The organism is Oligoflexus sp., assembly GCF_035638955.1.
Lineage (GTDB): Bacteria > Bdellovibrionota_B > Oligoflexia > Oligoflexales > Oligoflexaceae > Oligoflexus.
Window position 1 is genome coordinate 1 of sequence record NZ_DASQYZ010000344.1, and the last position, 20,899, is coordinate 20,899.

Consider the following 20,899-nt stretch of genomic DNA (forward strand, 5'->3'; position numbering starts at 1 on the left):
GTCGATCTGTTCGTGATGGAAGTCGACAGCGTGAAGCAGGACTTCGTGAAAAGTGAGGACATTCAAAAGTTCAAGGATTCCATTGCCGCCTATCGGGCTTCCTTTCAACCCATGGTCGACAAGATCAAGGCTCAGGGCGACGCCACCACAGGCACCCGGGGCCAGCTGGAACAGATCACCGACAGTGTGGAAAAAATACTGGGAACCGGCGTCATGGATAGCCGTGCCTGGGCGCATTTCGAGAGCATGGTTCGGCACCAGAGCAACCTTGTGACTCTTCGCGACAAGGTCCATGCGGACAAGGTTTTGGAGGCCGCCCGACTTCTCTCGGTGCAGGTGGCCAAGAGCGGAGCCTGGACCACGTCTCAAAAAACGACGCTGAAAACACTGCTCGAAAACTACAGCCAGGCCACTCAAGCCTTGGGCACCTCGTATACCGAGGTCAAGGATATCCGTGCCACCCAACGCGGGTTGATTCAAAACCTGGAAGGCATGATGGAGAGCCTGTCGACTCAAATCATGACGCATAATGATACCGAGATCAAAGATCTGGATAAGCTGGCCCGTTTCAGCGCCTGGCTGTTCCTCGTCATCTTTGTCGTGATCGTCTTTATCTCGATTGGGTCGCTGGTGGAATTCACCGAAATCTCCCGGTCGCTCACCAACATTTCTCGCAAAGTTAATAAAACGGCACTGGGCACCAAGAAAACCAGTGATTCCTTGCAGATTGCAGCCGAGAAAGTGTCCGCCGCCACCACGGAACAGGCTTCAGCCATTCAGGAAACCGTGGCGACCCTGAATCAAATCACCGCCATGGTCAACAAGAGCGTCGAGAACGCATCGTCATCGGCGGAAAAAGCGTCGGTGAGCTTTCATATTGCCAGCGAAGGCAAGGAAGCGGTGAATCAGATGCGCCTCGCCATGCAGGAGATTCAAAATAACATCAATGATATGACCAAGCAGGTCGATCAAAGCAATAAGCGTGTGGAAAGCATTGTTCAAATCATTAATGAGATTTCCAGCAAAACTCAAGTGATCAACGACATCGTCTTCCAGACCAAACTGCTATCGTTCAATGCTTCAGTGGAAGCCGCCCGCGCCGGTGAACACGGCAAAGGCTTCGCTGTGGTGGCCGAAGAAGTCGGCAACCTCGCGCAGATGAGTGGTTCAGCCGCCAAGGAAATCGGGGATCTTTTGGCCCGCAGCCGTACGGATGTGGAACTGATCATCAAAGACTCCAAGCAGCAGATGGATATTCTGGTCCGTAAGGGCGGCGAGAAAGTACACATCGGCGTGGATATCGCCAATCGTTGCGAGGAAATCCTCCAGGAAGTTGTGGAAAACGTCAATGGCGTGAAAAAACTGATGGAAGAAATCTCGACCGCAGCCAAAGAGGAAGCGGAAGGCGTCAGCAACATCACGGTCGCCATGAATGAGATCGATACCACCACGCATGCAAACTCCGACATGGCCCACGAAACCATGGGGTATGCCGGAACTTTGTCCAAGCAATCGAGTCAGCTGCGGACCATTATCCGTGATTTGGATACTTTGGTATCCGGCGCTCGGATGATGCAAAAGTCAGCCGACCAGCACGCCGCCGCGAAAGCGGAACGCAACCCATCGGTCGCCGACGTCAAGGCTACCGAAACGGAAACCCCATCCAATGTCGTGAAGCTATCGTTGGGCCGGAAAAAAGCGGCAAAAGCAACACCGGAAGACTTCGAAAGCATGCCGATGGCAGCCGGCAGTGAAGGGGATGGTCATACCAACGCCCAAGTGGATCCGAACGATCCGGGCTTCAGCAAAGATTAATCCGATGCGGAGGTTGCTGCACCGCCGAGGTGCAGACCTTGCATGTGCTGTTGCAAGAGATGCATGGGCTTAGGTCACCGAACCCTGCAGGCGCTGCTCAATATGTCCGATGATGGCGCCGGCCACATTCACTTTCGTCGTTTTCTCGATGCCTTCCAGACCAGGTGAAGAATTCACTTCCATCACCACCGGGCCATTTTTGGACCGCAGGATATCAACTCCAGCCACCTCAAGCCCCAGAAGCTGGGCGGCGCGGATGGCCATGGTCCTTTCGGTCTCCGAGATCTCCACCTCGTGACCGCTACCCCCGCGATGAATGTTGGAGCGGAATTCACCGTCGGCTGCCTTGCGCATCATGGACGCAACGACCTGATCACCCACAACAAAGCAGCGAATATCACTGCCTGCTGCCTCCCGGATAAATTCCTGCACAATGATATTGGCATCCAAACCGCGAAAGGCTTCGATCACCGATTCAGCAGCTTTTTTGGTTTCTGCCAACACCACACCGATGCCCTGGGTTCCTTCCAAAAGTTTCACGACCAGCGGCGCGCCACCGGCAATCTCAATCAAACCGGCCACATCCTTGGTGCTGTGCGCACAGCCGGTTACCGGTAGGTCGATGTTAGCCTTGGCCAACTTCTGCAGACAGTGGAGCTTATCCCGCGAGCAGGCGATCGCCGCCGAATTATTCATCACATAGGTCTTCATTAACTCAAACTGACGAACGACGGCTGTGCCATAGAACGTATAGCTGGCCCCGATACGGGGAATCACAGCGTCGATGCCAGTCAGCACCTGATGCCCATAAATAATGCGGGGATCGGTCGCCGTGATGTTCATATAACAACGCAGATAGTCAATCACCCGCACCTGGTGACCGCGCTCTTCAGCGGCCTCCACCAGGCGGCGCGTGGAATAGAGGTCCTTTTTACGCGACAAAATGACGATCTTCATGAGCCCTCACCCTTCCGTGGTCTGCGGGTACCCAGGATAAATGACTTTCCGGGATGCACCAGAAGATGTTTACGAATGGCCTGTCTGCCGATCAACATACGAAATCCCATTTTGTCCCGATTGGTCAGAGTCAGTTCCATATCCCAAAAACAAGGGCCAACCTGGAGTTGAGTCATGATAACAGGACGTAACGAAGAATGTCCGGACGAGCTACGCACGATTCGTTCGTCGTAAAGGTCCGCCTGACAAACGATAATCTTGCGACTCTGCCGTTGCAAGGGATGGACCTTAAAGCGAACAATTTCCTTGCCCCGGTGCTTAATCACTTCGATATCGAAGGCATGCAGGGACGAGGTCCTGGCCCCGGTATCGATCTTCGCCTTGATGCGGTCGACGCCAAGAGCTGGCATACATACCCACTCCCGCCAACCAACGACAATGAGATTCGGAAAACTTTTTGTGTGCGGCAGCAGCCCCGCATGCTGTTCGAGCATGGATTGTCTTATCCTCTCGTCACGACGATCGGTTCCGTATAGTATGAACCCACTTTTGAAAGTCCGCAGTTCTGTCCCAACACCTTCAGTATCCCGAAATGCGTAATTTATGCAACCCGGGGGAAAATTTTTGAAGGGGGCGTTGACAGATCCGGTTTCGATCTTATTTTATGAGCTGAATTACAAGATATTCGGGCTCCGTTAATCTTCTGGGAGGAATGTTCGATGAAAGTTAGACCTTTGCAGGACCGAGTTGTTATCAAGCCCTTGACTGCTGAAACCAAGACGGCAAGTGGCATTATCATTCCCGACAATGCGCAAGAAAAGCCTGTTGAAGGTGAAGTCATCGGTGTCGGCAACGGCCGCGTCCTCAAAGACGGCAGCGTAGTCAAACCAGAATTAAAAGTGGGTGACCGCGTCCTTTATTCCAAATACGCCGGCAACGAAATCAAAATTAACGGTGTCGACCACCTGATCATGCGCGAAGAAGATATTCTGGCCGTGGTTAACTGATTTATCTCTATCCATCACATACAAGATACTCAAGGAGTGCTGATGACCGCTAAAATGATCAACTTTGGTGCTGCTTCCCGCGAAGCCATGCTGAAAGGCGTGGACACGCTGGCTAATGCAGTCAAAGTCACATTGGGTCCCAAAGGTCGTAACGTTCTGATTCACCGCTCTTTTGGCAGCCCTCTGATTACCAAGGACGGCGTTACTGTCGCCAAGGAAATTGAACTCGAAGGCAAATTCGAAAACATGGGCGTGCAGCTGGTCAAAGAAGTCGCTTCCCGTACTGCCGACGCGGCAGGTGACGGCACGACAACCGCGACTGTTTTGGCTCAGGCCATCTTCCGTGAAGGTTCCAAACTGGTGGCCGCTGGTCACAACCCCATGGAACTGAAGCGCGGGATCGACCAGGCTGTGGCTGCCCTTGTGAAGCATATCGAAGGCCAGGCCAAGCCTTGCGACACACGCGAAGCTGTCCAGCATGTGGGCAGTATTTCGGCTAACAACGACAAGGAAATCGGCACCATCCTCGCCGATGCCATGGAAAAAGTCGGCCGTGACGGCGTCATTACCGTGGATGAAGCCAAAGGCACTGAAACTGTCTTGACCGTTGTGGAAGGGATGCAGTTCGACCGCGGCTATCTCTCGCCTTATTTCGTCACCAATGCTGAGCGCATGATGGTGGAACTGGAAGACGCGTACATCCTCATGGTCGAGAAAAAAATCTCGAGCATGAAAGAACTTCTTCCCGTGCTGGAAAAAGTTGCTCGTCTGCAGAAGCCACTTCTTATCATCGCCGAAGATATCGAAGGCGAAGCTCTCGCCACCCTCGTCGTCAACAAACTGCGCGGCGTTTTGAAAATTGCAGCTGTGAAAGCCCCGGCTTTCGGCGATCGTCGTAAGGCGATGCTGGAAGATATCGCGGCTCTGACCGGCGGCACCATGGTGGCTGAAGACATGGGTCTGAAGCTGGAAAGCACTGACCTCGAAGACCTCGGCTTTGCCAAGAAGATCACGATCGACAAAGACAACACGACGATCGTCAACGGCAAGGGTAAAAAAGATGTCATCGACGCTCGCGTGAAGCAGATAAGAAGACAGATCGAAGAAAGCAGCAGCGACTACGACAAGGAAAAACTGCAGGAACGTCTGGCCAAATTGGTCGGCGGTGTGGCTGTGATTTCCGTCGGTGCGGCTAGCGAAACGGAAATGAAAGAAAAGAAAGCTCGCGTGGAAGATGCTTTGCACTCCACCCGCGCGGCCGTGGCTGAAGGTGTCGTGACCGGTGGAGGCGTGGCTTTGCTCCGCGCTCAGTCGGTTCTTGAGAACCTGAAGACTCATACCATCGAACAACTTCACGGCGTGAAAATCGTTTCACGCGCGATCGAAGAGCCTCTGCGTCAGATCCTTTTGAACTGCGGTCTGGAGCCAGCTCCGATCGTGGACAAGATCCGCGCCGGCAAGGATGGCTTCGGCTTTAACGCTCACACCGAAATCTATGAAGACCTCTTCAAGGCTGGTGTGATCGATCCGGCCAAGGTCACCAAAACGGCTTTGACCAACGCGGCGTCCGTGGCCAGCCTCCTGCTGACCACCGAAGCGATGATTACGGACAAGCCCGAGAGAAAATCCAAAGGTGGCTCGCATGCCGGTCACGACCATGATGATGGCGGCTACATGTAAGCCTGTGCACGCCTCAGTCTACGCGTAAAAGCGAGTGGACGAGGTGTGACCTCGAAGAAAGAGACCCGGTTTCGACCGGGTCTTTTTTTATCGGCAGCATCTGGCGCGAGACAGTGTCTTGCCCGGCGATTTCACAAAGCCTCGCGTGACTCCTCAGCGCCAAGATCCTCCAGCTGCTGACTGAGTCCCACAATCTCGATGGCACGCAGCAGAGCCTGATTGATCGGCAGCGTATCTGTTCCCAGAGGCCCACCGATTTCTGCGATTCGTTCATGCGCAGGAATCAGCAGGGGAATGTCCATCGCTCCTGTTTTCACATCAGCATCAACAGCTTCGATACGATCGGCCGCGATGGTTTGCAAAACCTTGCAGGCACCATAGCGCGACTGCCCCGCTTTATCCCGCGATCCCATGAATCCAAACAGCCGACATAGGACCGGACGTTGCGCATAGTTCAGGCAGCGTCCCTGATCCGGGTGGCCGGGCACGGCTTCATACTGCGTGCAGGTTACAGGTCCATGCTCCAGGCGTTCCAACATGGATTCCACTTCACCATTTTCAAACAATAAAAGGGCCAATGGCAGCATTTCAGCGACCGTGGTTTCCACGTGCGGGCTTCGGCAGCAGGCGCCACACCCACTGGGACAGCGCATGCCGGACTGCACGGCGAACGCCGCCACGTCCCGATCGAGTTCCTGATAAAGCTCCACAATCTGCAAGGATAGACGAGTCCATCTCTGATTCAACATGACACAGCACCGCGTTGGAAGATTGTTTAGAAAAGCATGCTACCATGGTTGGCAAGAGCAAGGGAGGATATCGATGAACGATGAACTGAAGCAGTGGCTCAAGGCTTTGATTGAAGAGGAATGTGGGCCGAAACCGATTGAAATTGCCCCCCGTTGGCAGGGCGGGACAGTCACCCTCAAGCCTGGGAATGATACCCAGCCGAAGGATATTCCCATCGACGTCTTTTTCAAAAAGATTATCGGCATACGGGAAAGTCTGCGGGTGCTGGAGCAAAAACTCAACAGCCACCCCCAACTTTCAGCCGAGGATAAGATCAATCTTCAGGCCTACATCACCAAATCCTACGGTTCGCTGACGAGCTTCAATATCCTTTTCAAAGACGGCAAGGATCGTTTTGTAGGCAGCGGCGGCGATGGTGATGAAGGTGGAGGCGGCAGCGGCGGTGATAAAAAGAAGCTGACCATGGCCGAAGCCAAGGCCAAACTCGGTATGAATGAATACGGCAAGTGATCAGTCGAGCGACTTGAAAATAGCTTCCTGTTTGGTTTCCTGCATATCGATCGACGATCGCGCATCCATATCGTGTTCGATACACGCCAGGGACATGGCAAAGTCCTGAATAAAGGCGGCAAGACCAACCATCAGAAGACCGAGGGAGAGAATAAAAAAGAACTGCGGAATATAAAGCGCCGCAAATCCATACGTCAGCGAAAAGAATAGCACGGTGATGGTAATGGAAATGCTAAAAATCGAGGCCACGCCCAGGATAATGGACATGCGCAGGAGTCGCGCTCGTTTATAAAGAGAACGCAGCTCGCGGTTCAGGTGGTCCGTGCCGATTTCCTTGCGGTAGAGTTTGGGACCGTCACGCAGCAGGGTGCGAATGCGATCGATCACCCGTCCGTAACGAAGGGCCATGGTGGAAAGGATTCCACCGATACCTGTGATTAGGAAAACGGGGGCGATGGACGCTGACATGAGCTTGGCGAGTTCGGAACTGTCCGTTGCCAACATGCTTGAAATCTCCTTGAAAGGCACTGAGTCCTTTCCATTATAACAAAACGACAGTCATTTCTGCATACGCCATTTGGGCCATATTGAGACCTACGAAAGGGAGTTAGTCTTAATCAATGAAGGGGCACGGTGTCAACACACGGGCTGGCAATCTTCGCTGGCAGAGTCTACGATGTGTCCCCGGGATCCTTCGTCATATCAGGACCACGCCATGCAAATCGCCACAGCCTTTGGAGCCGCTCTTAAGAAAATTCGACGCTCGCGCGACCTGAGCCAGAAGCAATTGGCCCTGGACAGTGGATTGGATCGAACCTTCATTTCACTTTTGGAACGTGGCAAACGGCAGCCGACTCTCGGGACCGTCTTTCAAATATCGAAAGCTTTGGATATTCCGGCTGTTGATATGATTCGGCATACAGAGAAAGCCATGAAACGCCCGGGACGACGTAACGTGCCCCTGCGTCGCTGAATGGGTCCTGGAAAGGTCACAACGCTTCGGAACGTTCGGAATCGGAATAGCCCGGCTCCTGACTTTCGATAAAGGCCTGCGGGAGCAGCACACTGAATGTCGCCCCTTGACCTTTCCCTGCGCTTTTAACCGCCACCGAACCGCCATGCAATTCCACGAGATGCTTGACCAGAGTCAATCCAAGACCAAGGCCGCCGGGTTCACGAGCTGAGCAGGCTTCACCCAAATGGAAGCTATCGAACAAGCGGATGACGTCCGCAGCGGCGATGCCTTGGCCTGAATCCATGACTTCAAACCGAACGTAGGGAGCCATATCTTCCAAAATAACAGTGATCTGACCACCGTCGGGAGTGAACTTCGAGGCATTGGAAAGAAGATTCCAAAAAACCTGTTGAAGCCGCATACGATCCCCACGTAAACGGATCGGCTGATCGGTTAGCCGCAGCTCAAGGGTTTGCCCCCGAGCCTGGACCAGGGGCATGACACTGTCCAAAGTTGTCGTGATCAAAGCCGCAGCTTCGATCTCCTCTTTTTGCAGGCTCATTTTGCCTGAAGTGATGCGTGAGATATCGAGCAGATCCTCAATCAAACGCGATTGATGGCGGGCGCTGCCCTCAATTTTTAGTAAGGCTTCTTTAACGTGCTTCTCTTCCTGGTCCCCCAGAATGCGAGCCCAACCCATAATCGCGTTCAATGGCGTTTTCAGTTCCTGGGATACCGTGGCAAGAAATTCATCCTTGACCTGATGGAGCCGTTTGAGCTCCGTATTGGCCACTTCCAAGACATGGCGCTCCGTTTCCAGACTGCGTAGCCAACGCGATTTTTGTAAAGCCACTCCCAACTGCTTAGCCAACGCTGACAGGGGTTCCATAAAAAATTCGATCGGCGTCCCATATTCCGGGCTGATTTCGATCTGCCCAAAAAGGAAATTGGAGGCGCCGAAAATGGGCAGACTGATGGGACGGCGTGAGGATAAGGCCGGGGTCATAAGCGCCACACCGCGAGCCACTTCCTCGGGCGGATTCAGTTTGATCTCCACCTGCGCATGACGAAGCAGACCTTTGAGAGCCATGTGAGCGATTTGGCAAATTTCCTGCTCGGTCGTGGCTCCAGCAAAAGCAAAAGCTGTATCGTTCAAAATTTTTAAACCAGCCGCCTGACGATGCGTTTGCTTGTGGATGAGAACCTGCTGCAGAAGCGTGGAAGAAAATGTTTCCAACATCTGCCCATGCGCACGCAAGTTTTCCTCAGGGATCGGCGGCATCACGCGCAGGAGCTGCCCAAGTTCAGGCGAGGGAACGTGCAGTTGATCCACCAGATTTTCAAGGGCAGCCGAGTCAGGGACCCGTTGGTGCACCCAGCCCAGGACCTGAACCAGCATCACCTGGCCTTCATGTTTGCAAGGGACAGCCAGGTGGCCAAAGATATCGGCGATCACCTCATGCACAGTCTCGTTCTGCGTCACGCACCGCTGCACCAAAGCCCGCTCGTGCTGGCTCCCCCAACCGGATACCTCCCAAATTCCAGCACTTGCCAGACGAGCGGCCAACGCATGATTGAAACAGGGGCCGCACCATCTTTTGCCGTGCCGATCATAGAGACTGATCACCAACCGCGAGACCTGAGCAAACTTGAAGAGTGGCTCGGTCCACACCGAACGATCAAAGAGAGAATAATCGCCCTCGCCCGCTTGCCTCGGCATTCAACGCCCTTTCTTACTTTTTTTAGAGCTGTCCTTTTTTGATTTGAGCGATGAACTCGGCATCCGTGATTTCGGCAAAGGCTTGCCCGCGGCAACATGTTCATCAATAACGGGGCTATGCCGAGTCGGGGCTCGGGCCAGCACTCCATAATAGCTGGAGAGAGGCAGCTGCGGCACTCGTTCCACACCCTCCACGGATTTGTCATCGAGGATCATGATGCCGCCGGGTTGAATGATATATTCGCGCGTTCTCTGATCCGGCTTGCTGGCTCGCGATTTAGGAATCGTGATAGCCCGGCGGATCATGGTCGAAATTTCAATATAATTGAGCAGCACAATGTTATCGGCAACTGCGGATGACTTCATGCGGTCGTTGATCTGGGAAATACCCAGCAGCTCGGGACATTCAAAGTTGAAGATTGTGGTGATTTGGCGCCCCTTCAGATAGGAGGCCAGGGTTACGCAAAACTCTCGAGACTCATCCGGCAGCGTACTTTCATAGGCCGCAACCGAATCGATCACAACACGTTTGATATCGTGTTTTTCGACAAAGGATTTGATCGAATAAAAATGCTCGTCCAGCTCCACTTCCAAGGGCGAGTCATAATGCAGAAGGATTTGGCCTTGGGCATGGAGGGAGCTGAACTCCAACTCCAGCTCATCCGCATTGCGTAGAATCTGTTCAGGATGTTCATCGAGACTGACCAACAGGCTACGGTCGCCTTGTTTGGCGCCTTCCGTCAAAAACTGCATGCCTAGAATGGTTTTGCCGGTGCCGGAAATGCCGCCCACTAGAGTCACGGAGCCTTTCAAAAGGCCGCCCCCTAGCATGCGATCCAATGAGCCATTACCTGAGGAAATGCGTTCCGTTGAACTCGGCTGTGTCTCGTAATGCTTGGGTCGTGCATAAACGCGAGGGAAAACGCGGACCCCAACTTCGGGCTGAATCGCAAATGCATGCCGTCCCGAAAAAAAATCCTGGCCGCGTGACTTGGCGATTTCAATCGAACGGTGGACACTGCGGCGACGCGCTTCTTTTCTCAGGGTAATCAAGGTATCGGCCAGGAATTGTTCTTCATGCGCTCCAGCCTCGCCAATGGGATGATTGCAGCTCACTTCGGTTGTCAGCATGGCTGTTACGTTCAAACTGGCGAAACGGAGCCAAAGTCGATGCAAGGTTTCGCGCAGAAACTGCCCATTATCCCGGCTACTCAAAATACGCAATGGCGTCAATCCATCAATGACCACGCGTTTGGCCCCTATCCGCGCGATTTCCTGAGACAGGACGCCAGCCTCGCTTTGCAGCTCATCGATGAGAACGCTGGGCTGAAGTTCAAGAATTTTGAGTTTGTTTTCACGCACAAGGGCGAGGATGTCCCAGCCGAATCCTGCGGCATCTCGCGCAATCTTTTGCGCTGAGGTTTCAAAGCAGACGATAAGACCAGGCTCATGGGAGTCCCTGGCGCCGCGATAAAGGAACTCCGATGCCATGGTGGATTTTCCGGTGCCCGGCATGCCTTCCACGACGATGACATTACCTTTTAAAACTCCACCAAGCAGGATATCGTCCAATCCTGCAATCCCTGTCGGAATAAGCTCTCTCATCGGTAGACCATCCATGGATAGAGTCGACTCGTCATCACGTACGCGTTTAAGTTGCGTTTGAAAAAATACATATATTCTTCGTACTTCGCAAGTTTCTTTCAAGCTATCTGGCGCTCTCAACACCAAACATGCGAATAAAAATGCAGACAATTGTCTGCACGGTTTTCACATATTTGTCTTAAATCACTGAATGTTAAAGGAAATGGATTTTTAAGATGGAAAAATTCGGCTCGTTATTCTTACTTTTCCAACTGGAGCAAGGCATTGAAAATTTGCAGACCCCGCATTAAGGTTGGGTGTTGTACGAATAAGCATTGGATTTCACACGATGAAGAACGAGCCGCATAATCGCACTGTGAATCTGACAAACTGTGACCAGGAGCCGATTCACGTTCCTGGATCCATCCAGCCTCATGGCGTTCTTCTGGGGATTGATGAAAGCACGTCGACCATTGAATTGGTGAGCGACAATGTTTTCGAGAAGTTTGGCCTGACACCTGCTGATCTTTTGCAGCAGAACTTTTCCATTCTGTTTGAAGACCACAGCCGGCAGTCCATTCTGGATTGCCTCCATAGCCATGCCGATCCGCTGCTGTGCGGACCGTTGGAGATTCGCAGTCGCGCTGGATCCAGACTTCCGCCCATGCAGGCCATCCTGCATCGCAGTTCGGGACTTTTGATCATGGAACTGGAAAACAGTGTCAGCGGGCACAATGGAATTTTTGAAAACTACCATCTGCGGCTTAGGCAAACGATCTCAGGCATGCGGGAGATGGATAGCATCGATGAAATGTGTCATCGCGCGGCTCAGGAGGTCAAGCACCTGACTTCTTTCGATCGGGTTATGCTGTATCGATTTGATAATGATTGGAACGGCCAGGTCATCGCCGAAGCCAGGGAACCCAACCTGGAGCCTTTTCTCGGCCTCCATTATCCCGCGTCGGATATTCCCGAACAGGCACGACGGCTCTATACAGTCAATTGGCTTCGCCTCATCGCAGATCGCGATTATAAACCGGCTCCATTGATCCCGGATATCAGCCCCAGGACCGGCCAATCTGTGGATTTGAGTCATTCCGTTTTGCGGAGTGTATCCCCCATTCATTTGCAGTACCTACGTAATATGGGCGTTCAAGCATCCATGTCGGTGTCGCTCCTGCAGGATGGAAAGCTTTGGGGTTTGATCGCCTGCCATCATTATTCACCCAAATTCGTAGCCTATGATGTGCGGCTGGCCTGTGAATCTCTGGCTCAAATCCTGTCCTGGCAGATTTCGTCACGCGAGCGAAGTGATTACAGTTCCAAACGCGCCACGTCTATCCAGTTCATGTCCGACATCCTTACCAGTACCGCAGCCGAACCTTCGCTGGTGCAAGGTTTGCTGAAGAGCTCAGATGAACTTTTGCAGATGGTGGAAGCCCAAGGCGTGGTCGTGAAATACCGCGATCAGATGGCGACGGCCGGAGTGACTCCACCCAGGGAATTCATTCAACACCTGGTGCAGTGGCTTCAGACCCATAAAACCAAGGATGTATGGGCCACTCATAAGCTATCGACGGAATTTCCTGACGCCACGGCTCATGCCGAGTCGGCTTCCGGTATTATTGCCATTCACCTGCTCTCGGGCACAGATGATTGCATCATTTGGTTTCGCCCCGAAATCGTGAGCACAGTGAATTGGGCCGGCAATCCCGACAAGACTTCGATGGATGGCAGCGATCGGCTATCGCCTCGCGGTTCCTTTGCACTCTGGCAGCAGACGGTCAAGGGATATTCGCAACCCTGGCTGGATTGGCAAGTGGATGCAGCCACTCGGTTTCTTTATCTCCTGGTGGCCAGCATTGTGAAAAAAGCCGAAGAGATCGAGAAACTGAACCGCGATCTGCAGTATGCAAGTCAAGCCAAGGATGAGTTCCTGGCCATGGTTTCCCATGAATTGCGCACGCCCTTGAATTCCATGATCGGTTGGATGCAGATGATTCGCGGTGGCCTTCTGCACGAAAGCGAATATCAGGATGCCTATCAAACCATCGAACGCAATGCCTATGATCAGCTGCAACTTATCGAGGATCTGATTGATATCTCGCGCATTGTCAGTGGCAAACTGCAGATTCATCCGGAAGTCATCGAAGTCAATCGCGTGCTGCACAATGCCATCAACGCGGTGAAGCCCGCCCTGCAATCGAAGGACATTCAACTCATCAACATGGCTTCCCAACCGATGATGGTCTATGTCGATCCCGATAGACTGCAGCAGGTGTTTTGGAATCTTCTGAATAACGCGGTGAAATTCACGCCGCGACAAGGGACCATCGAAGTCGGTCTGATATCCGAAGAGACCAGCATCCGGGTCTATATACGGGATAGTGGTCAGGGTATCGAGCCGGAGCTTTTGCCGTTTATCTTCGACCGCTTTCGTCAAGGCGACAACAGCATGGCGCGCAAGCATCTGGGCCTTGGGCTGGGACTTGCCATCTGCCGCCACCTGGTCGAACTTCATGATGGACATATAACGGCCAAAAGCGCTGGAAAAAATCAAGGTTCCTGCTTTGAAATCGATCTACCGGTGGCGCCTTTGCACAAAGCAGTCCAGGGTTTGCGCGACAAGGGCAGTGAATTCTTTCGCATCGAATGCCCCCCGGGTCTGAGCGAAAAGCGCATCCTGATCATTGATGATGAGCCTGCTTCACGGAAGGTGCTGGGTCTTATTTTTTCCCGGTTGGGACTCATGGTTGAACTTGCCGATTCCGGGGAATCCGCCTTAAATCTGCTCAGCACCCAGGGCTTTGATTTTATTATTTCTGATATTGGAATGCCTGGTATGGACGGATTTCAGTTCCTGGAGATCCTACGGACGCGTGACCCTGATGCAGGCGGGCTGATTCCCGCGATCGCGTTAAGCGCCTATACCCGAGGTCAGGATAAATCCCGAGCCTTTACGAGTGGCTATCAAGCTCATGTGGCCAAACCGGTTGATATCAAGGAACTGCTTTCCGTTATGGAAAATTTGAATGTAAATAATCAGGGAAATTAAAAAAGCGACAGGCTGAAGAGGAAGGGAAAAGAAGTCGGAAGTGGCGGGAGCGACGGGACTTGAACCCGCGGCCTCCGGCGTGACAGGCCGGCGTTATAACCAACTTAACTACACCCCCGTCCGACGAGTTGTGAAGATACTGAAACCGATTGCAATTGTCCAACAGTTTTTTAGGAAAAAGTGGAAGAATTTCAATGCTCTAGGTTGATACGTCAAAAAGCCTCTATCAGGGCAACTGATAGAGGCTTCTATGATTCTCGCTTACGCGATAACTTACAAAGATGGCGGGAGCGACGGGACTTGAACCCGCGGCCTCCGGCGTGACAGGCCGGCGTTATAACCAACTTAACTACACCCCCGCTAGGAGGACTCCATAATTATTGGTTTCAGAATCTTTTGTCAACACCAAAGCCTGAAAAAAATTCACTTCTTGGGCGAGAAGACGGTCGTGGCTTCAAACAGCCGCTTGGCAAGGTCTTTGGACGTCGCTTCGCCTACCAAAAGCAGATAGTAATCATTTCCATAATTGGTCGCGATCAGATTCACGTTGTGGCCCTTAAGCGCGGGAATCTCGTTTTGGAGGGCCGTGGGCGCACCTTCCAGGTCCTTGCCATATTGAAAAAACCAGGCATCTTTGTGCACAAAACTTCTCGTCTTCGGGAAGTGCCTTTTGGATATGGGAAACATACCAAGCGTGAACATCTCGCCCTCAGGATGTTTCAGGCGCACCATGAGCAGAGGCCGCTCATTCAAGATGGTGGAGGTGGCCGTTTGCAGTTCATAGCCAACAGCAGCACGTTTCAGTGCCAGACCTTCATAAGGCGTCAGCTTCGCCATCACTTCGTTCACGGCATCCTTATCCCAGGTCTTGCCGTCATGCCCCGGAGCCGGTGGATTGATATGAAAGGCGATGAGCTGATCCACAAGGCCTGGAAAAGGTCCTATCTTCGAGCTTTCGATCGTGCGGGGAACCTTCTTGATAACGATGGTCATGTAGACTGCTGTTAAAGCCATCAGAGCGGCTATAATCCAGAAGACGACTCGACTATTGTAGGTTTTTTTGGTCGCTGCATTCATCGCTTGTATCCTTAGGCAGAGAATCGTTTAAAACGAAGTGAAAGTTCCGGTTGTAAAGACAGCCAGGATAAAATCCTTGGGAATGGTCGGCTCTGTAATTTAAAGGCATCGGTAAAAATCTCGCGGCGCAGGGCCTGGCTTCCTGGCAGGCGTGCGGGCAAGGCTGCATAAGCGTTCTGTCCCATGACCTTGGCCACGGCTGTGTCCGCCCGCAGCGCACTGGAACGGCTGAACCACCAGAAGACAAGGGCACCGGGCACCGTCACGAGCACGATTAAAACACTGGTCACAAAAAGTTCCACACCATCCGAAGACGTTGCTTCCTCTTCCGTCTGCCGAAGACTTGTCCCCAACAGAAACGCCAGCATCCGCGCGACATAAAGGGTAAAGGCGAAAATCATCCCTTCCATGAAGGCCAAAGCCCTGACGTCACCACTTTTGAAATGCAGCAGCTCGCGTCCCATCAGGATTTCCAACTCGTCCGCTGTCAATGTTTGCAGCGCGCCCCGCGACAGGACCAGAGTGCTATGTTTTAAGGTCCATCCTGCTATATAGGCATTCAACTCGGGCCGCTCATAAATACCAAGTTTTGGCTTGGTCTTCAGCTTCAAACGCGCGACGGCTTTTTGCAAAACAGCTTCAGCCCGTTCCACCTCGGCATCGATCTGATCCAGCGGCAGCAGGTCCACTTTCATGGCCCAGTTCGCAATATGCTGCGAGAGAAATAAACAGCTGAAGGCACCGAGCATGGCCCACACCGCGAATGTGGTCAAAACATCGTGTGGATCACGATCCCATGCGACAAACTTAGGGGCCAGAGGAATGACCTCGTACCAAAAAACAAAGGTCGCCATAATACCAAGGAAAGTGAGGATGCAAGCCAGAATTTGACGCAGCATAAAGCCCCACTTTTACGGATGAACGGACGCCGTCGATGGTTTCTTTTCTTCCCGGCGTAGGCTCGTCAGCACGTCCTGGATCGCTGTGATTTCATCAGCCGTCAGAGCGCCCTTGACTCGATAGCGCACGCGACCTTCCCTATCCACCAGAACACTTTGGGGAATCGCTCGCACCTTGTAGGCCACAGCGGTTTCGCCTTCTTCATCCAGGAGCACGGTAAACGGCGTTTCGGCTAGCAGTCCGGAATCACGCAGTGCGACTTCGGTCTCATAACTGGAAATGCCGATCAGGGTCAGCGATCCATCCTTATGCTGATTGACCAGCTCCTGGAGCATGGGCTTTTCCTCGCGGCACGGCACACACCAGCTGGCCCAAAAATGCAATAAAACCGGACGACCCTTCAAATCCTGAAGGGTCACGTTTTTTTTACCAGCCAGCGATGCGGGTTCCACATGCTTTTGGAGTGGCAAATCAAAGGCAGGAGCTATTTCAAATCGCTCGTACTGCACGAGCTTTTCATCCCATGACCCGAACCAGCGTTGGATGCCCATATAGGAAGCGACCAGCACCAGGGCGGCGACCAGGGAAATCAGCAGCGATTTATTATTGTTTTTTGGTTTGTCCACGTTTGGCGGCTCGATAAATGGTGTAAACCACCGACCCCATGAAGATCAGCGGTATAAACGACAGCCACGCTGTCGAATAATTATAGGCCTGCCTGACAGGCTCCGGCGTGGCCCCTGTGCAGGTGGCACAGGCCCAAACATCAGAGGTCGACAGAGCCAGGACGGCAAGCAAGCACAACCCAAGCCCATCAGAAATAGACGACCGCATAGAAAAGAGGCCAGATCGCGACGATGAAATACCAGAAAATTTGGAGAGCTTTGAAGTTGTCACGGTTGATCCTCCCACGACTCATCAGTCGGTACACAATCATCATGGCCAGAACACCGGATGCGGCGTGCAATCCATGACTGCCGACCAGCAGGAAGAATGTAGCGCCAAAGACGCCCGAGGTCATCGTCAAACCAAACTTGATCAGATTGACCCATTCATAACCCTGAAGGCAGACAAAAAAGAGACCCGTAACGATAGACAGGGCGAATAGAGTTCGGGCTTTTTCTTGACCAAAACTGCGACCTGCCAAAAACAGGAAGACACCGCTGCTCAAAAGCACCAGCGTATTAAAGCCGGTGGCCAGGAGCGGGAGACGTACAGTGTCCGGGGGCGACCAAACGCCGGCGGATGACTTGATCACGGTATGAGCACTCACCAGGGCAACGAAAAACATAATTTCCGTGGTCACGAAAATTAACATACCAAGAACGCTGCTGGGGATGAGTGGTTTACGAGTGGATCCGGGACCCGCTGATAGACTCATGGTTTGAGCCATAGGGACTCCTTGAGGGGATGAGTCACCCGGCCGTATGGCACGGCCGAGCGTTCGAAAATTGAATTAGTGCTCAGCCGGGGCATTGCCCTTGTGCTGGTCGATCAGCCTATGAGCCGACTCATTGGTCCAGTTGTTTCCATCCGACTTCATGACGTCAGCCGCCGTACCGAGGAAAAACAGGAAAACCATCAAAAGCATGGTGTACAGCATATACCAGATGTACTTCTTCTCGACCTTGAGATGCATGAAGTACGCAGCCACCATCAAAGCCTTGACAATGGCGATACCAAAGGCGGTTATCAAGGTCAAGACCCGATTATTCAGCTCAGGACCGATGATACTGACCACCAGAAGGACGAGCAGAACCAGGTAAATTTTAAAGTAAAAACGAGGGCCGTGATGCTCGTGTTCGTCTTTGTGCGCGTGCGTGTGCTCTGCCATTTTATGCCTCCAAACCAATCATTTCGCGATATAGAGCAAGGGGAACAGAAAGATCCAAACGATATCCACAAAGTGCCAGTAGATACCGATGAGTTCGACGCGATGCATGTTCTTGCGCTGCAAAACGTCGAAGGAAATAATTCCCATGATCACCATACCAGCGATAACGTGAACGGCATGGATGCCGGCTGCTGTATAGTAGAACGACCAGAACAACTCCGAAGTAATAGTGTACCCGGACATGATCTCGAACGTCCACTCCATGGACTTGACCAAAAGAAAGCAGAGGCCCCCTCCGATGGTCGCCCAGATATACTTGAAGGATTTAATGTGATCCTTCTGCTCGGCATAGTAGTGAGCCATGACAATGAACAAGGACGAAGTCAGAAGGATGAAAGTGTTCAGTGCACCTGCAAACGTGTTGGTGTGTGCCGAACTTTCCGACCAAAAATCAAACTTGTTACGCAGCATGATGTAGTACATCAGAAGACCGCCGAAAATCACGATCTCTGATCCGACGATCCACCAAACCGCCAAACGGCCTGTTGGGATACCTGTTACACTGCGACCCGTCGCTACTGGAGTTTGCATTCCCACGTTCTCTTCCTCTGCAGATTAGGCTTTCTCGTTTTGCGGCCAGAAATCTTGATCGCGCCCTGGGACACTGAACTCGTAAGGACCCCGATAAACTTCAGGGAAGACATCGAAGTTGCCATGCGGAGGAGGCGACGGAGCGACCCATTCCAGCGTGTTGGCATTCCATGGGTTCTTGCCGGCTTTGGCTCCCCGGAACATGCTGTAGAAGAAGTTCCAGAAGAAAACAAACTGGAACAGCATGATGGCAACGACCGAATAGGTCGCGATGATCCGCAGATCCTGCAGACCTGGTGTGGCCAACTGCGGGAAGTTCGCATAAGTAAAGATACGACGGTGATCGCCTGCGGCGCCTGTGAAGAACAGAGGCAGGAAGATCGTGTTGAATGGGATAAATGTGCCCCAGAAGTGAATCTTGCCCAGTTTTTCGTTCATGAAACGACCAAACATTTTGGGGAACCAGTAATAGAGACCGGCAAACACGGCGATCACAGCGATCGGCACGAACGTGTAATGGAAGTGAGCAATCACAAAGTAAGTATCATGGAAGTAAATATCCGCACCACTGGCACCCAGGAAGATACCCGTCACCCCACCGATCAGGAAGGTCGCCAGGAACGCCAGAGCGAAGAGCATGGCCGTGGTGAAGCGAATCGAACCGCCGTACAGCGTAGCGATATAGACAAACAGCATTTCAGCGATCGGAATCGAAATCAAAACGGTCGTGACCACAAAAATGTTCGCCATCCGCGGGTCAATACCGGCGATGAACTGATGATGGGCCCAAACGAAGAAGCTCAAAACGCCGGTTGCGATGGTCGTGAAGAGAACTGTCTTATAGGCAAAGAGTTTCTTACGCGAGAACGTGGTCATGACTTCCGCCACGATACCCATGGCTGGGAGAAGAACAACGTAAACTTCCGGGTGACCGAAGAACCAGAACAAATGCTGCCACAGAATGGGGTCGCCACCGCGTGCCGGATCGAAGAAGCCGGTGCCAATCATCTGATCAAAGAGCAGCATGATAGCGCCAGCGATCAGAGGACCGACCGATGCCATGAAGAGGATACTGGCGATCACGATCATCCAGAGCACAATGGGAATGTCGGTATACTTCATGCCTTTGGCACGCGCGTTCATCAGAGTCGTAATGAAGTTGATACCACCCAGAAGGAAGGCCACAAATTCAAGAGCCACGGCCAGCAGCCAAAGACTTGAACCCCAAGGAGTCAAGTTGTACTCGGCCTTGGCGGACAGAGGTGGATAAGCCGTCCAGGCTCCACCAAAACCACCGCCTGGCACAAAAAAGCTGGCAATCAGAATCAGCGCTGACAAGAGAAAGATCTGGTAGGAGAGTCGGTTGATTCGGGGGAACACCATATCATCCGCGCCGATCATGAGCGGAATCAAATAGTTGCCGAAGGCCGCGATCAAAACGGGCATCGCAAACCAGAAAATCATGATCGAACCGTGGTTCGTAATCAGTGAGTTGTATTCCGCGGCCGTCACCAAACCAAAGAAGGGAACTTCCTTGCCAGGGAAGGCGAGCTGCATACGGAAGACATAGGACATATAGCCACCGATAACACCCATGAAGATGCCGGTGAGGAGGTACTGCATCCCAATGACTTTATGGTCGGTAGAAAAAATGTACTTCTGCCAAAAGCTCAAATGGTGATGGTGGTCGTCGTGATGTGCTGCGTGCGTACTGCTTGACATGTTTCACCTAATCGTTAATCGGAGATTCAAATCAGTGTGTTTGAGCAACATTTTGCTGCGTAGCCAGCCACTGGTCGTACTGTTCAGGTGTTTCGACGTGGATGCGGCCCATCATAATACCGTGGCCGATCCCGCACATCTCTGCGCACTGGATATCGAATGTACCCGTCATAGTTGGCTTGAACCAGCCAGTGATGACGCGCCCAGGGATGACGTCTTGCTTCAGCCGGAAGACAGGCACTGAGAAGTTATGCAGAACGTCGGTGGTTTCCAGCTTGAAATGATAGGTCTGGCCAACCTTGACGTGCAGCTCATCCACTTTTTCCACGTCATCGGGGGTACCGAGGATACCGTCCTTGCCGGAATGGATGAAGCGCCAGGACCACTGCTGCCCAATCACGCGAATCGTGTCATCGGCCGGTGGCAGTTCCTGCTTCACGTGATGCCAAACCTTGATCGCCATCACGATGATCACAAGATCGCAAAACAGAATAATGTTGTGAGGCCAATGAATCCACTTCATCTCCTCTTTCTTTTCACCGGTGATGTACTGGGCTTTGACGCCATCTTTATGGCGGAATTTAACGATGAGCCAAAGCAAAACACCTTCAGCGATCAACCACCAGAATCCACCCAGGATGGCAACCCACGCGATCAGGTTGTCGATGTCATTCGCAAAGGTGGACGCGCTTTCACGCAGCAGAGACATAAAATTCATCATAAAATGTTATCCCTCAAACGT

Annotated in this window: 20 protein-coding genes and 2 tRNA genes; 6 read left to right on the forward strand and 16 right to left on the reverse strand. The window is 52.5% G+C overall.

Annotated features, from left to right (window positions below; all coding sequences use genetic code 11):
- Nucleotides 1-1,815: methyl-accepting chemotaxis protein (locus VE954_RS30180; protein ID WP_324959974.1), on the forward strand; the 1,815-nt coding region annotated here is incomplete at its 5' end.
- Between the two features lie 69 nt (nt 1,816-1,884).
- On the opposite strand, the gene rimK is transcribed toward VE954_RS30180, so the two are convergent.
- Together rimK and VE954_RS30190 are read right to left on the reverse strand one after the other, a co-directional pair.
- Nucleotides 1,885-2,772, reverse strand: coding sequence for a 30S ribosomal protein S6--L-glutamate ligase (gene rimK, locus VE954_RS30185; protein WP_324959976.1), 888 nt, complete (start codon nt 2,770-2,772; stop codon nt 1,885-1,887).
- A complete protein-coding gene (locus VE954_RS30190; protein ID WP_324959978.1) occupies nt 2,769-3,266 on the reverse strand; it encodes an ATP-dependent zinc protease in 498 nt (165 codons plus the stop codon). Before VE954_RS30190 ends, rimK begins: the two co-directional genes overlap by 4 nt.
- Before the next feature lie 225 nt (nt 3,267-3,491).
- Here VE954_RS30190 and groES point away from each other — a divergent pair, with 225 nt between their 5' ends.
- Both groES and groL read left to right on the forward strand, forming a co-directional pair.
- Nucleotides 3,492-3,779, forward strand: coding sequence for a co-chaperone GroES (groES, locus tag VE954_RS30195; protein ID WP_324959980.1), 288 nt, complete (start codon nt 3,492-3,494; stop codon nt 3,777-3,779).
- Nucleotides 3,780-3,821: 42 nt separating this feature from the next.
- Nucleotides 3,822-5,459, forward strand: coding sequence for a chaperonin GroEL (gene groL, locus VE954_RS30200; protein ID WP_324959982.1), 1,638 nt, complete (start codon nt 3,822-3,824; stop codon nt 5,457-5,459).
- A gap of 131 nt (nt 5,460-5,590) precedes the next feature.
- Here the strand turns inward: groL and VE954_RS30205 are convergent, their stop codons facing one another.
- On the reverse strand, nt 5,591-6,208 hold the full coding sequence (locus tag VE954_RS30205) for a YkgJ family cysteine cluster protein (RefSeq protein ID WP_324959984.1): 618 nt from the start codon (nt 6,206-6,208) through the stop codon (nt 5,591-5,593).
- A gap of 73 nt (nt 6,209-6,281) precedes the next feature.
- Here VE954_RS30205 and VE954_RS30210 point away from each other — a divergent pair, with 73 nt between their 5' ends.
- The gene (locus VE954_RS30210; protein ID WP_324959985.1) at nt 6,282-6,719 is read left to right on the forward strand and encodes a hypothetical protein; all 438 of its coding nucleotides are present in this window, start codon (nt 6,282-6,284) and stop codon (nt 6,717-6,719) included.
- Here the strand turns inward: VE954_RS30210 and VE954_RS30215 are convergent, their stop codons facing one another.
- Nucleotides 6,720-7,223 (reverse strand): DUF2721 domain-containing protein, encoded by a 504-nt coding sequence (locus tag VE954_RS30215; RefSeq protein WP_324959987.1) that lies wholly within the window; start codon nt 7,221-7,223, stop codon nt 6,720-6,722.
- Between the two features lie 211 nt (nt 7,224-7,434).
- Between VE954_RS30215 and VE954_RS30220 the strand changes: the two genes are divergently transcribed.
- Entirely contained in the window at nt 7,435-7,692 is a 258-nt protein-coding gene (locus VE954_RS30220; RefSeq protein ID WP_324959989.1) for a helix-turn-helix transcriptional regulator, read from the forward strand.
- Between the two features lie 16 nt (nt 7,693-7,708).
- On the opposite strand, the gene VE954_RS30225 is transcribed toward VE954_RS30220, so the two are convergent.
- Together VE954_RS30225 and VE954_RS30230 are read right to left on the reverse strand one after the other, a co-directional pair.
- On the reverse strand, nt 7,709-9,394 hold the full coding sequence (locus VE954_RS30225) for a HAMP domain-containing sensor histidine kinase (protein WP_324959991.1): 1,686 nt from the start codon (nt 9,392-9,394) through the stop codon (nt 7,709-7,711).
- Entirely contained in the window at nt 9,395-10,999 is a 1,605-nt protein-coding gene (locus VE954_RS30230; protein ID WP_324959993.1) for an ATPase domain-containing protein, read from the reverse strand.
- Nucleotides 11,000-11,327: 328 nt separating this feature from the next.
- On the opposite strand from VE954_RS30230, the gene VE954_RS30235 reads away from it, so the two are divergent.
- A complete protein-coding gene (locus tag VE954_RS30235) occupies nt 11,328-14,033 on the forward strand; it encodes an ATP-binding protein (protein ID WP_324959995.1) in 2,706 nt (901 codons plus the stop codon).
- Nucleotides 14,034-14,074: 41 nt separating this feature from the next.
- Here VE954_RS30235 and VE954_RS30240 read toward each other — a convergent pair.
- The 10 genes from VE954_RS30240 to VE954_RS30285 form a co-directional block, all read right to left on the reverse strand.
- Nucleotides 14,075-14,151, reverse strand: a tRNA-Asp gene (locus tag VE954_RS30240).
- A 164-nt stretch (nt 14,152-14,315) separates the two neighbouring features.
- Nucleotides 14,316-14,392 (reverse strand) — tRNA-Asp (locus VE954_RS30245).
- 64 nt (nt 14,393-14,456) lie between these two features.
- Nucleotides 14,457-15,110: a hypothetical protein gene (locus tag VE954_RS30250; protein WP_324959997.1), complete on the reverse strand. Its 654-nt coding sequence runs from the start codon at nt 15,108-15,110 to the stop codon at nt 14,457-14,459.
- A gap of 11 nt (nt 15,111-15,121) precedes the next feature.
- Complete coding sequence (locus VE954_RS30255; protein WP_324959999.1) at nt 15,122-16,009, reverse strand: M48 family metalloprotease; 888 nt, start codon at nt 16,007-16,009, stop codon at nt 15,122-15,124.
- A 12-nt stretch (nt 16,010-16,021) separates the two neighbouring features.
- Nucleotides 16,022-16,636, reverse strand: coding sequence for a TlpA family protein disulfide reductase (locus tag VE954_RS30260; protein ID WP_324960001.1), 615 nt, complete (start codon nt 16,634-16,636; stop codon nt 16,022-16,024).
- 188 nt (nt 16,637-16,824) lie between these two features.
- Entirely contained in the window at nt 16,825-17,403 is a 579-nt protein-coding gene (locus VE954_RS30265; RefSeq protein ID WP_324960003.1) for a heme-copper oxidase subunit III, read from the reverse strand.
- Nucleotides 17,404-17,466: 63 nt separating this feature from the next.
- Nucleotides 17,467-17,844 (reverse strand): cytochrome C oxidase subunit IV family protein, encoded by a 378-nt coding sequence (locus VE954_RS30270; RefSeq protein ID WP_324960005.1) that lies wholly within the window; start codon nt 17,842-17,844, stop codon nt 17,467-17,469.
- A gap of 18 nt (nt 17,845-17,862) precedes the next feature.
- Nucleotides 17,863-18,435, reverse strand: a complete 573-nt coding sequence (locus tag VE954_RS30275; protein WP_324960007.1) for a cytochrome c oxidase subunit 3 — start codon at nt 18,433-18,435, stop codon at nt 17,863-17,865.
- A 24-nt stretch (nt 18,436-18,459) separates the two neighbouring features.
- Entirely contained in the window at nt 18,460-20,058 is a 1,599-nt protein-coding gene (locus VE954_RS30280; RefSeq protein ID WP_324960009.1) for a cytochrome c oxidase subunit I, read from the reverse strand.
- A gap of 130 nt (nt 20,059-20,188) precedes the next feature.
- Nucleotides 20,189-20,878, reverse strand: a complete 690-nt coding sequence (locus VE954_RS30285) for a cytochrome c oxidase subunit II (protein WP_324960012.1) — start codon at nt 20,876-20,878, stop codon at nt 20,189-20,191.
- Between the last annotated feature and the right edge of the window lie 21 nt (nt 20,879-20,899).